The organism is Flavobacterium sp. SLB02 (genome assembly GCF_009664855.1).
In the GTDB taxonomy this organism is placed as follows: Bacteria; Bacteroidota; Bacteroidia; order Flavobacteriales; family Flavobacteriaceae; genus Flavobacterium.
On sequence record NZ_CP045928.1, the window covers coordinates 3,389,487 to 3,403,107 of the forward strand.

Consider the following 13,621-nt stretch of genomic DNA (forward strand, 5'->3'; position numbering starts at 1 on the left):
ATTTAATTCTACTTGATATTATTAAGATCAATTTCTAAATCTGTCTTGATTTTTTTAATTGTTTTATTAGTTAAACCAAATGGTTTTAATCTATGATTCAGATTCACTAAAATATAATCTTTTTCGACCGGAAATTTTTCAGCTATCAATTTATAATACTTTAAAAGCCTCCTGTCTTCTACTCCATTTAAAGCCTGCAAAACGATATGAATTACCCTGTTTGATTCATCATTAAGGCCGGATATAAAAGCATCAATATAATTACTTTTATTCTCCAATTTTCCCAGTGCATAATAAGCATCAACCCTTACATCTTCGCTTTTATTATAAGTAAAAGGAACAATAATATCGGCATAATCAAGATTCATTGCTTCTAATAAATAAGTACAAAAACTAAACGTTTCTTCATCATGAATATTTTCAATATTCGACTTTATAACCTCTAACCAATCTATACTTTTATCTTTTGCATACCAAAATACAAACTGAAAAACATCTAATAAACTTTCATCTGAATAAGAAATTAGATGAGGTTTTGCACGTTCATAATCAAACTTGGTCAATATTTGAAGAATCTCTTTTTTAATTTCACCTGAACTTAATTTATATTGTTCTTCTACAATATCTAAAGTTGCGGAATCTAATTTTTCCTTTTTCAGGATTCCATTCAGACATTCTATTTTAGTATCATGATTTTCTGTAGAGAAAAACACTTCTAGAATATAACCAGCCAATCCACTTAAGGTGTATTTAAATAAATCAGGTTGCGTTGCCATTGTACTTTCTGGTATAATTCCATCCAACCATCTTTCATACCAATCTAAAAAATTAGATTCAAACGCAAAATATGGCTTTTGCCTGTCAATGTCGACATTCACAATTCTTCCTTTAAATTCACCATTTAAAACAAGTGCATGATAATACGTACAGCCCTGCGTACCAACAGGCAATAATCCTGAGAATATTTTACCTAATTCTTCTTCAAAAGCTTCATCTGAAATATCTTCATCTTCTTCAATATTTTTATTCAAATCAGCCCAAAAATGATCGGTCATTTCAGGATATAATTTACAATCTTCTTTTAGATACTGCTTTGCATTTTCAGAGATAAATTCATCTACATTTTTCCCAAGTGGATAAATTCCGTAACCTGGTCCCGCGGCAGAATCTGCATACGAAATCCCACCATTACCAATATGAAGTAAAAAAGCCTTATAATCTTCAGGAAGCTCCAGATTATAGTCTTTTTCGAACTTTAAAATTTGGTCGCTATTTGCAGTTTCGCCCAAAAAATACTTATGACTGTCTGCACCAAATACTTTTAAATCCTTATCTGTATTTTTTGCTATAAGCAGCTTCTTTTTTATTCTTTCAATTTGATTCAATTCTTCCATTAACTAAAACTTTTTCCTTCTTTTATTATAAAGTAAATGTAAATACATTATAACTTTAAAACAACCCATACTACCAAACAAAAAAGCCGGTTTCAATAAAGAAACCGGCTTTTTCTATCTGTTTTAAAATGCGATTTTATCTCTCACATTTTACAAAAATCTTTTTACTTTTATATAAATACACTTAAAATGTAATATACTAAACCTGCCAATATTGCTGAAATTGGAATGGTTAATATCCATGCCCAGATTAAGCTTACAGTAACTCCCCAACGAACGGCAGATACACGTTTTGTTAATCCAACACCGATGATAGAACCTGTAATAGTATGCGTTGTACTTACCGGAATTTTTAAATGCTCAGTAAAATAAAGCGTTAAAGCACCAGCAGTTTCAGCAGCAACACCTTCAAACGATGTTACTTTTGTGATTTTAGAACCCATTGTTTTCACAATCTTCCATCCACCACTCAAAGTTCCTGCCGCAATTGCAGAATAACACGCTAACGGAATCCATCCCGGCATTACTCCTTTTATACCTAAATCATCATTTGGCAATACAACATCTAACCAGGAATCCATATGTACACCCGGGTTTGTATTGATATAAACCGCTACAGCAGCAGCAATAATACCCATTACTTTTTGCGAATCATTTCCTCCGTGTCCTAAACTAAAAGCAGCAGAAGAAAGTAATTGCATTTTCTTTAACGCCGCATCTGCCTGATGTAGATTCAAACTACTAAAGATCAAACAAAATGCACTTACTGTTAAGATAATGAAAGCAACTAAAAACCATTTAATATTATGCGGATCGAAAGCTACGCTCCAAAAATGTGAATCAAAACGAGGTTTTCCATGTTTAAGAATCTCGTCATAAGGCACCATTAGACCACTCACAAACCAAACAGTAGCAATCATCAAGGCAACTGTAAATATTTTAGGATAAATACTTTTACGAGAAGCATTTAATAACCAGATCGAAATTAAATAAGAAGCCAAAGCTCCTAAAAGCGGTGCCAAAACAATAAAGGCAATGATAATAAGAACTCCCGAAGGCATTCCGCCATCTTTTCCAGCCTTATACCAGCTTACAATTTGATACCAGTAATGTGTAGTTCCGTCTTCACCAACATAACCTGAAAAACCATGTACAGCGATCGCGTGAGCAACTGCTGCTCCGGCAAAACCACCAATTAAGGTATGTGATGAACTTGAAGGAATACCTAACCACCATGTCAATAAATTCCAACAAATCGCTGCAATAACCCCCGCAAGAATTACCACAAGGTTAATCTCCATAGTGTGCGCTGTTTTTGCAACAGTATCCGCAACACCAAATCCGAAAACCCAATAAGCCAGAAAGTTAAAAAATGCTGCCCAAAGAACCGCCTGAAAAGGCGTTAGCACCTTTGTGGCAACAACTGTTGCAATAGCATTTGCCGCATCATGAAAACCATTGATGTAATCAAAAATTAAGGCTAATACTATAATAATTATAAGTAGCGTCATAAATTATAACTTCAGAATGAAATAAATTGAATTTAAGAATGTTTTACCGAAATAGATTCTAGTATGTTCGCAACGCTCTTACATTTATCTGTTGCTGATTCTAAAACAGATAACACTTCTTTATATTTAATAATATTTTTAGCATCTGTTTCGTTTTCAAAAATTTCAAAAACTGCTTTGTTATAAACGTTATCTGACTTGTTTTCCAGTTTATTAATTCTGGCACAAGCATCTTTTATGACTTTGAAATTCTTTAAATTTCTCAATTCTTTTACTGCACTGTCAATGTTCTGACAAGCTTCAAGATTGATTTCGGTCATTTTTCTGATCGATTTTGTAATCTTGTCAACCTGATACAATCTCATTCTGCTTGCTGCTCCGTGCAAATAATCTGCAACGTTGTCAATAGAAGTAATCAATGTGTGAATATCCTCTCTGTCAAATGGAGTAATAAAGTTTCTACTCAATTCAAGATTGGTCTGACGTGTAATGTCTTCTCCTTTTTGCTCTAATTCGTCAATTCTCTGAAAAAGAACTTCTCTTTCTTTTAATGGAAGATTTACAGCTTCGTGTAAATTAGAAGCTAATTCAATTAAATTGCTTGAAGCCTCTTCAAAAAGTGGAAAGAATTTCTTGTCTTTCGGCACTAAAAATTGGAAAATACTGTTTATTGACATTTTTATATTTTTGATAGTGCAAAATTACTTCATTAATATTCTACAATGTTAAGCCATTGTTAACAAATCGTTTTCAATTTGGAAACTATCAAGGAATTCAACGGTTTTTTCGATGTCATAATGTAAGATTCTATCCTCCTTAACCAGCGGAACTACCTCTCTGTAACTGCTCAAAAACATCTCGATAAAATCACTTGATTTAAGAGGTTCTCTGTAAGCAATAGCCTGTGAAGCATTCAATAATTCAATTGCCAGAATACGCTCTAAATTATCTAAAACACGTAACGCTTTTGTTGCTCCGTTTGCTCCCATACTCACGTGATCTTCTTGTCCGTTACTCGATACAATACTGTCTACACTTGATGGAGTTGCCAATTGTTTGTTTTGACTTGCAATACTTGCGGCAGTATATTGCGGAATCATAAATCCCGAATTTAATCCCGGATTATCTACCAAAAATGCCGGAAGATTACGCAATCCCGAAATCAACTGATAGGTTCTTCTTTCAGAAATACTTCCTAATTCAGCCAAAGCAATTGCCATAAAATCTAAAGCCAAAGCCAAAGGCTGTCCGTGGAAATTTCCGCCGGAGATAATCTGATCTGCCTCAATAAATATATTTGGATTATCCGTAACCGAATTAATTTCGGTTTTGAATACTTTTCGAACATAATCGATCGCATCTTTTGAAGCACCGTGAACTTGTGGCATACAACGGAAAGAATAAGGATCCTGAACGTGTTTTTTCTCCTGAGCAATAATCTCGCTTCCTTCCAGAAACTCATTAATACGCTGTGCTGTCACGATTTGCCCTTTGTGCGGACGTATATAATGAATCAATTCGTTAAAAGGTTCGCTTCTTCCGTCAAAACCTTCTAATGAAATGGTACCTATTAAATCAGCCAAATAAGAATATTTGTAGGCTTTTATCAAAATATGAGCCCCGTAAGCACTCATAAACTGAGTTCCGTTCAACAAAGCCAAACCTTCTTTTGATTGTAAAACGATTGGTTCCCAGCCAAAATGCTTCAAAACTTCAGCAGAAGCCACTTTTTTTCCTTCAAACAAAACTTCACCTTCACCTAATAAAGGCAAAGACAAATGCGCCAAAGGTGCCAAATCTCCAGAAGCTCCAAGAGAACCCTGAGTATAAATAATAGGTAAAATGTCATTATTATAAAAATCAACCAAACGATTTACGGTTTGCAGCTGAATTCCAGAGTGTCCATAGCTTAAAGATTGAATTTTAAGCAACAACATCAGCTTTACAATTTCAGCAGGAACTTCTTCTCCGGTTCCGCATGCATGCGACTTTACCAGATTTTCCTGAAGTTTGGATAAATTTTCATTAGAGATTTTCACATTACATAAAGATCCAAATCCTGTATTGATACCATAAATAGGTTCAGAATGTGAAGCCATTTTTTTATCTAAATAATCACGGCATTTCTGAACATTTACTTTCGCTTCTTCAGATAATTCAAGGGTTTTCTGGTTTACGATAATTTCTTGTAAAGCTTCTAAGGTTAAGATTTCAGTACTTATATAATGGATTTCTCTCATATTGTTTGTATTTTAAGACATCAAAATTCAGCAAATCAATATTAAAAAGCAACATTTGTTCATAATAATTAAAATTTGCCTCAATTCGGTTCGTCGGTTTTATTTATTTCATAATCCTTATCAGACAAAAAATCAGTTCTTTATTGATAAAAATTTCAATCGCAGATTTCATCTTAAAAGACATAAAAAAAATTTCCTACTTAATATATAGGCTAAAATCGTTTGTTTTTTATCTGCTTCCTAATAAAATCAATACCCTAAAGACTTTAAAACCTTCTTAGAAAAAGCATTAAATATATGAATAAGCAACATTTAGAGTTTTAATTTTAACAATTACTCAATATTAAAATGCTTACATTTGAATTATTGAAATATTCGCAAAAAGGATTTTCAGTTTTTTAACTTTTATAAAAAACTGTACTTTTGAAAAATCAAAATGAAAAGTAACAGCGCAAAATATCAATCTACAATGACAACTCAATCCAGAGTTGCAATTGCTGCTACTACAATTTCTACTACAACAACTACTACCCCTTAGGGGTATACATTTTCACATATAAACCTGGGTTATCTATACTTTTTTCTTGAAAGAAGAAAGACGATGGATACATAAAAAACATTTACAAAGAAAAAAATAGTCGCAGTTTTCAGTTTCAGTTCACCGTTGATAACCTTTGAACCTTTGTTACTCAAAATCTTTGCACATTATTAAAAAATATCAAAATGAAAGTATTAAAATTTGGCGGAACTTCGGTTGCCAATGCTCAAAATATAAAACTCGTTCTCGAAATTATAAACCAGAATTCTAAACAAGATAAACTAGTAGTTGTTGTTTCAGCTTTAAGCAAAGTAACCGATTTATTGCAGTTGGCGGCAGCAAAAGCAGCGGCAAACGACGAAAGCTTTAGAGAGATTGTTGCTGAAATCGAGAAAAAACACCTTGATACATTAAAAGATCTTATTCCGGTAAGCGAGCAAAGCAGCTTGTTAAGCCATGTAAAAAGAATCATCAATCACTTAGAAACTTTATTAGACGGTTGTTTTTTATTGGGCGAACTGTCTCCAAGGACTGCTGATACTATTTTAAGTTTTGGAGAATTGCTTTCTTCTTACATCATCGCGCAGGCGTATCAGCAAATTGATAAGGATGTAGTGTATAAAGACAGTCGCGAACTGATTAAAACCAACAATAACTTTGGTAAAGCGGTGGTAAACTTTGAAGTTTCTAACCAATTGATTCAGGAATATTTTGGCGGAAATCAATCACAAATCAATATTTTACCGGGGTTTATTGCTCAGACCCATGACGGAATCACTACAACTTTGGGCCGTGGCGGTTCTGATTATACTGCTGCTATAATTGCCGGAGCGCTTAACGCATCACAATTGGAAATCTGGACAGACGTAAACGGAATGTTTACTGCCAACCCTAAAATTGTAAAACAAGCACAACCCATTGCAAACATTTCGTATCAGGAAGCGATGGAATTATCGCATTTTGGTGCCAAAGTATTGTATCCGCCGACAATTCAGCCAGTTTTAAGAAAAAACATTCCCATTTTAATCAAAAACACTTTTGAGCCGGAAGCTGTAGGAACTTTAATTTCGAATCAGGTTTCATCAAAAGATACGGTTGTAAAAGGAATCAGTCATATCGATCATATTTCGTTGGTAACTTTGGAAGGTCCTGGAATGATTGGAGTTTCGGGTTCATCAAAACGTTTGTTCGAAGTATTGTCTCAGGAAAAAATCAATGTTATTTTTATCACTCAGGCTTCTTCTGAACATTCTATTTGTATCGGAATTTTAAATTCGGATGCTGATAATGCCGAAGCTGCCATCAATAAAGCTTTTGAAGTAGAAATTCTTCAAAACAAAATTGATCCTGCCATTGTAGAGAAAGACCTTTGCATTATTGCTTTGGTGGGAGAAAACATGAAGAATCACCAGGGTTTAAGCGGAAGAATGTTTAGTACTTTGGGTAAAAACAACGTAAATATCCGTGCTATTGCGCAAGGTGCTTCTGAGCGTAATATTTCGACTGTAATTAACGAAAGAGACGTTAAAAAAGCATTGAATACATTGCACGAAAACTTCTTTGAGGAAAACACCAAACAGCTGAATTTATTTGTAATGGGAGTTGGAAATGTAGGTGAGAAATTCATCGAGCAAATTCACAATCAAAGAAAGTTTTTAAAAGAAAATTTAAAAATAAATGTTCGCGTAATTGCTTTATCGAACTCCAGAAAAATGCTTTTTGACGAGGACGGAATTTCTCTAAAAGACTGGCAATCGGCTTTAGACAAAGGCGAACATGCTATTCCGACAGAATTTATCGCACGTGCCAAAGAGCTCAATTTACGCAACAGTATTTTTGTGGATATTACAGCAAATGCAAGCGTTTCTGAAACTTACGAAAAATTCTTAAAACAAAGTATTGCCGTTGTAACTTGTAATAAAATTGCCTGTTCATCTGCTTACGACAATTATAAAAAACTGAAAAGTTTATCACGTCAGTATAACGCTCCATTTTTGTTTGAAACCAATGTTGGCGCGGGATTACCCATTATTGACACCGTAAAAAACTTAATTGCATCAGGTGATAAAGTGCACAAAATCCAAGCGGTTTTATCAGGAAGTTTAAACTTCATTTTCAATAATTTTGATAAGAACAATTCTTTTCACGATGTAGTAAAAGAAGCCGGAGTTCAGGGATTCACAGAACCGGACCCAAAAATCGACTTAAGCGGAATCGATGTTGCGCGTAAAATCTTAATCTTAATTCGCGAAAGCGGTTACGAAATGGATATTGATGCCATCGCCAACGAATCGTTCCTGCCTGCCGAATGTTTAGCAACAACAAACAACGAAGACTTTTTTGCTTCGTTAACCAAACACGCTGCTCATTTCAAAAAAATCTACGAAGAGGCTTTAACCAAAGATTCAAGATTGAAATACGTAGCACAATTCGAAAATGGAAAAGCAAGCGTAGGTCTTCAATTCATCCCGAAAGATCATCCCTTCTATAATTTAGAAGGAAAAGACAATATCGTATTGTTCTACACAGATCGTTACGTAGATCAGCCTTTATTGATCAAAGGCGCTGGAGCGGGAGCAGCGGTTACTGCATCAGGAATTTTTGCAGACGTTATTCGAATAGGAAATAATTAATAAGGTACAAAGGCACAAAGGTTCAAAGGTTTTCACTTTGTCGCTTTGCCTCTCTGAACCTTTAAACCTAAATATAAAAATTACGAGCAGCAAAACCTTTGTTCCTTTGAACCTTTGCCGCTCTGAACCTTTAAGAAAATGGAAATAAAACTATTTTGCCCGGCTACCATAGCGAATCTCTCCTGCGGATTTGACGTACTTGGACTTTGCTTAGACAATGCGGGTGATGAAATGATTGTTCGAAAAACAGAACAAAAAGGAGTTCGTATTACTAAAATTGTGGGTGCCGATTTACCTTTAGAAACTGAGAAAAACGTTTCAGGTGTTGCGGCTTTAGCGATGTTAGAAGCTTATGAAAGAGATTTTGAATCGATAAATTTTGGGTTTGAAATCGAAATCTATAAAAATATCAAAGCCGGAAGCGGAATCGGAAGCAGCGCTGCAAGTTCTGCCGGAGCAGTTTTTGGGATTAATGAATTATTAGGACAACCGTATTCCCGCAAAGATTTGGTGCAATTTGCGATGCAGGGCGAGAAATTAGCTAGCGGAAACGCTCATGCTGACAATGTTGCTCCTGCCCTTTTGGGTGGTTTTACTTTGGTAAGAAGTTATGCGCCGCTGGATATTATCAGAATTGATAGTCCGGAGGAATTATTTGCAACGGTGGTTCACCCTCAAATTGAGTTGAAAACATCTGATGCGCGTTCGGTATTAAAACAAACCGTTTCCCTAAAAAGCGCCATCATGCAATGGGGAAATGTGGGCGGATTAATTGCAGGTTTATACACCAAAGATTACGACTTGATTGGAAGATCGCTTCATGACGAAATCGTAGAACCTTTAAGAAGCGTTTTAATCCCAGGGTTTGATTTGATCAAACAAACGGCATTAGAAAACGGCGCTTTAGGTTCTGGAATTTCAGGTTCTGGTCCGTCGATTTTTGCTTTAAGCAGAGGAAAAAACACTGCAGACCAAATCGCAAAAGCCATGAGCGATGTTTACGAAAATATGAATTTGCCGTATGAAATTCACGTTTCGAAAATTAATCCAGACGGCGTACGTGTTCTTTGAACGCTGTAGGCAATAGGCTTAAAACCTTTATGAAAATATAAAATCAATAAAAAATAAAAAAGCAATAAGCTTATACGCATTAGGAAAAAAGCCTAAAGCCTAAAGCTTAAAGCCTAAAGCAAAACAACCAATGAAATACTATAGTTTAAACCATAATGCCCCGGAAGTTTCTTTCAAAGAAGCTGTGATACAAGGATTGGCGAGTGATAAAGGATTATATTTTCCTCAAACTATTACACCCTTAAATCCTGCATTTTTTAATGTAATCGAAAATCTAAGCCATAACGATATTGCTTTTGATGTGATTCAGCAATTTGTGGGCGATGAAATTCCGGAAGATCATTTAAGAGCCATTATTGCCGAAACTTTATCTTTCGACTTTCCGGTTGTTGAAGTCGAAAAAGATATTTATTCGTTAGAATTATTCCACGGGCCCACTATGGCTTTTAAGGATGTTGGAGCGCGATTTATGTCACGTTGTCTGGCGTATTTTAATAAAGACAAAAAAGACAGTAAAAATACCGTTTTAGTAGCGACTTCGGGAGATACAGGCGGAGCCGTTGCCAGCGGATTTCTTGGCGTTGATGGCGTTGATGTCGTTATTTTATATCCTTCAGGAAAAGTGAGCGAAGTTCAGGAAAAACAATTGACGACTTTAGGAAAAAACATTAAAGCACTTGAAGTTGACGGCGTTTTTGATGATTGCCAGGATATGGTAAAGAAAGCGTTTTTAGACGAGACTTTAGCGCACAAAAACCTGACATCGGCGAATTCTATCAATATTGCGCGTTGGCTGCCGCAAATGTTCTATTTCTTCTTTGCTTATAAGGCGTTGAAAAGCCAAAACAAACCTTTAGTCTTCTCTTGCCCAAGTGGAAATTTCGGAAATATCTGTGCCGGAATTATGGCTAAGAAATTAGGTTTACCAATCGAACATTTTGTTGCGTCTACAAACGTTAACGATACCGTACCAAGATTCTTAGAAAGCGGAAAATACGATCCAAAACCTTCTAAAGCCACAATCTCTAACGCCATGGACGTTGGAAATCCAAGTAACTTTATTAGGATTCAGGAATTATACAACAACGATCTAAAAGCTTTCGAAAAAGATTTCTCTTCTTATAGTTATACCGATGAAGAAACGTTGGAAGCTTTAAAAAACATCTACAAAGCTGATGGTTATATTGCAGAACCTCACGGCGCTATTGGCTATTTAGGATTGAAAAAAGAATTACAAAAGCACGATAATACAATTGGTGTTTTCTTAGAAACCGCACATCCTATTAAATTTTTGGATGTTGTTGAACCTACTTTGGGTATTACACTTCCTATTCCGGAACAAATTGAGAGTGTTATTAATGAGGAAAAAGTAAGTCTTAAGATTAAGACTTATGAGGAGTTGAAGGATTTCTTAGGGTAATAATCATCTTTACAATAAAAAAATTTAGAACCATAGATTAAAATATAATCTATGGTTTTTATTTTGATAAGCTTTTTTTAAGAGTACAAATCTTATATTTACCAAGTTATATTGAATAAAAATAGAATTTGAAATGAGGCTTTTAAACATTTTAGTTAACAACTTTAGGAAAACAATCGAACCAAATGTGTATCAAACTGATCATACACAAACACCAGAGATATTCATTCTTATAAAAGAATATAAAAATGAAGAGGCTAAAAAACATTTAAAGCATAATCCATCTGAAATATTTCTAAAAGGATGGATGGACGATACTCCTTTACATATTGCTTCATCTAGTGGAAATATTGAAATGGTTAAATACCTACTTAAAAAGGGCGCCGAAATAAATGCAGAAAGAAGTGGTAATTATACCACTCCACTATGCTGGGCAGATAATTATGATATTGCTAAATATCTTCTTAACAATGGAGCCACCATGAATGACAAGGAACTTTTTCTGGCAACAAGTAAAGATAAAGTTGATGTTGTTGATTTATTACTTACGAACGGTGCAAAAATAAACAAGAAAGAACCTCAATATTTAGAATGTAAATCAATTGAATGCGCTAAAGTTTATATAAAACATAAAATTGATTTAAATGGCTCTGATGAAAACAAAAGCAATTTACTTCACAAGCTAGCCTGGCTTGATTTACCTCAAGTATTTGATTTTGCTTACAATAATGGATGTGACTGGAAAAAAGATAGTAGCAATAGAACACCATATTATTTAGCAAAACAAGGAAGACGTGAGAGTATTATAAACCATTTTGAAAAATATTATTCCGAAATAATTTCAAATAAAACAACACATCTATCAACTGAAAATTATAATTATAACAGAATATTTTTCTTAAAAGAAAACCCTCTTAAGTTATCAATATATATCGCTCTAACTAAAAGTTCTAACTTAGTAAAGTATTCAAAATATGGGAATGAAATTATGGTCAACCAAATTATAAATATTGATGTGCCTACAATTAGAAATTTTACTTTTGATTATAAAGGAAATATTATAGTTCCTACAGGAGATAATAAATTATTAATTATTGAGGAAGAATCTTTTAACCACACAAAAACGATAAAATTACCCAAAGATTTGGTTTTAGATCAAATCACTTATCTTCCATCAAGAAATTTATATATTGGAAGTTCTCAAAATTGGGAAATAATCTTACTCTCTGAGAATTTTGAAATAATTAGTAAAACTAAAGCTGAAGATGGTACTCTTAGTCCAAAAATAAATCATAATAACTTGCTTTCTTTTCATAGTTATGACCAAGAAACTTATTTTAATTTATATCATCTCAAAAAAGATTTAAGCGTTAAATTTATTCATCGCTTCTTTAAGGAATGGAATAATACATCTAGCGGATTTGAATTCAATGATAATGAATTTGCTGTATCATTTCCAAATGAACTAGAATACTACATATTTAAAGATGATACTATTACTAAAATTTGGGAAATGGATATTTCGAAATACCATTCAAGACATGCTTTGAGCTATTTGGCTTTTAAAGATGAAAAGGTTATCCTTATCGGAAAAGGAAAGACTATATTATTCATTGATAAACAAGAAAAGAAAATACTTCAAGAAATTCAATTAGACTTATTAAGTGAAATAAGAAATTTATACGTTGATGAGAGTAAAGAAAATTTAATAATTTATACAGATAACGAATTAAAATTAATTCCTCTTGCTAGGGCGAGCATCTCGCTCGTGAACACAAAGTAGATACAGGCAAGAGGCTTGCGTTAATATGTAAATAAAATTAAAATTCTATGAAAAAAATTAAACCAGAAGAATTAACAGAGAGTTTAAGTGATAAACAATTAGAAGTTTTAGCCGAAATGCTGGGTAAAACACCAACATCCACAGAATGGCGTGAGTGCTACAAGAAATTGACCGATTCACAATTATTTCAAGTTCATCAAAAGCTAGGTGAATTAATCGATCGAAAAGAACAGGAACGATTAAACGCTATGACAAAAGAGGAAAGGGAACAAGAGGACGAAAAATGGAGAATCTGGTACAAAAATTTAAGTCCTCATGATTTTCATGGCAACATGGGAGAACCTGCCACGGTAGAAGAATTCAAAAGCCGCTATGGTGTTTATCCTTCTGGATACGATGAAAATGGAAATAAAATTTAACATTTCCCAGCTAGCGAGCGTCCCGCTCGTGAACACAAAGAAATTCAAAAACCAATTGAAAAGTTCACGAGCGTGACGCTCGCGATAGCAATTGAACATAAAAAAAGAGATCTTATTTAAGATCTCTTTTTTATAATTAATATAGCTTTAAAAACGTTTATTTCCCGTTGAATAATTTCTCTAAATACTCAACTTTATCTTTTTCAGCTTGTACCAAACGTTCGTAGAGTTCAACAACTTTATCTAAAGGATTAAAAGTACAATTGCAATTGTAATCACCCGAAGTAATTGAACTATGGTCTTGAAAAGTATTTCCAATAATATTAAAAACCACTTCTTCCGAAAAATTTTTAATTGTTTCAACAGAAACCTCCAGAACTTTTGCTATCTCAATTAGTCTTTGTTCGTCTACATTTTCGCTGTTTTCAATAGTCGAAATGGTCTGCTGACTTATTCCTAAAGCATATACCAGTGCTTCCTGTTTCATATCTTTAAGCTCTCTGATACAGCTTATATTTCTGCCGATATATTTTGGTTTTATTGCTGTACTGATAATTCAAAGATATTTAAAATTCTTAAACGAAAATAAATTTCGGTAAAAAACAAAGCAGT

The 13,621-nt window shown here is 33.9% G+C and carries 10 protein-coding genes; 5 read left to right on the forward strand and 5 right to left on the reverse strand.

The window, feature by feature from the left end; all coding sequences use genetic code 11:
• Nucleotides 1–8 precede the first annotated feature (8 nt).
• The 4 genes from GIY83_RS11990 to hutH form a co-directional block, all read right to left on the reverse strand.
• Nucleotides 9–1,394, reverse strand: a complete 1,386-nt coding sequence (locus GIY83_RS11990) for an SMI1/KNR4 family protein (protein ID WP_208681522.1) — start codon at nucleotides 1,392–1,394, stop codon at nucleotides 9–11.
• A 170-nt stretch (nucleotides 1,395–1,564) separates the two neighbouring features.
• Nucleotides 1,565–2,905: an inorganic phosphate transporter gene (locus tag GIY83_RS11995; protein ID WP_194615552.1), complete on the reverse strand. Its 1,341-nt coding sequence runs from the start codon at nucleotides 2,903–2,905 to the stop codon at nucleotides 1,565–1,567.
• A 32-nt stretch (nucleotides 2,906–2,937) separates the two neighbouring features.
• Nucleotides 2,938–3,582, reverse strand: coding sequence for a DUF47 domain-containing protein (locus GIY83_RS12000; protein WP_055098081.1), 645 nt, complete (start codon nucleotides 3,580–3,582; stop codon nucleotides 2,938–2,940).
• Between the two features lie 48 nt (nucleotides 3,583–3,630).
• Entirely contained in the window at nucleotides 3,631–5,145 is a 1,515-nt protein-coding gene (gene hutH / locus GIY83_RS12005) for a histidine ammonia-lyase (protein WP_194615551.1), read from the reverse strand.
• A gap of 723 nt (nucleotides 5,146–5,868) precedes the next feature.
• On the opposite strand from hutH, the gene thrA reads away from it, so the two are divergent.
• The 5 genes from thrA (at nucleotide 5,869) to GIY83_RS12030 (ending at nucleotide 13,009) form a co-directional block, all read left to right on the forward strand.
• Nucleotides 5,869–8,316, forward strand: a complete 2,448-nt coding sequence (gene thrA / locus GIY83_RS12010) for a bifunctional aspartate kinase/homoserine dehydrogenase I (protein WP_208681524.1) — start codon at nucleotides 5,869–5,871, stop codon at nucleotides 8,314–8,316.
• A gap of 138 nt (nucleotides 8,317–8,454) precedes the next feature.
• Nucleotides 8,455–9,387 carry a homoserine kinase gene (locus GIY83_RS12015; protein WP_208681526.1) on the forward strand — a complete coding sequence of 311 codons (933 nt, stop codon included), beginning with the start codon at nucleotides 8,455–8,457 and terminating at the stop codon, nucleotides 9,385–9,387.
• A 130-nt stretch (nucleotides 9,388–9,517) separates the two neighbouring features.
• On the forward strand, nucleotides 9,518–10,807 hold the full coding sequence (gene thrC / locus GIY83_RS12020) for a threonine synthase (protein ID WP_194615548.1): 1,290 nt from the start codon (nucleotides 9,518–9,520) through the stop codon (nucleotides 10,805–10,807).
• A gap of 133 nt (nucleotides 10,808–10,940) precedes the next feature.
• Complete coding sequence (locus tag GIY83_RS12025) at nucleotides 10,941–12,590, forward strand: ankyrin repeat domain-containing protein (RefSeq protein ID WP_208681528.1); 1,650 nt, start codon at nucleotides 10,941–10,943, stop codon at nucleotides 12,588–12,590.
• 47 nt (nucleotides 12,591–12,637) lie between these two features.
• Nucleotides 12,638–13,009, forward strand: a complete 372-nt coding sequence (locus GIY83_RS12030; RefSeq protein WP_208681530.1) for a hypothetical protein — start codon at nucleotides 12,638–12,640, stop codon at nucleotides 13,007–13,009.
• A 157-nt stretch (nucleotides 13,010–13,166) separates the two neighbouring features.
• On the opposite strand, the gene GIY83_RS12035 is transcribed toward GIY83_RS12030, so the two are convergent.
• On the reverse strand, nucleotides 13,167–13,562 hold the full coding sequence (locus GIY83_RS12035) for a helix-turn-helix transcriptional regulator (RefSeq protein ID WP_194615598.1): 396 nt from the start codon (nucleotides 13,560–13,562) through the stop codon (nucleotides 13,167–13,169).
• Nucleotides 13,563–13,621: the final 59 nt, after the last annotated feature.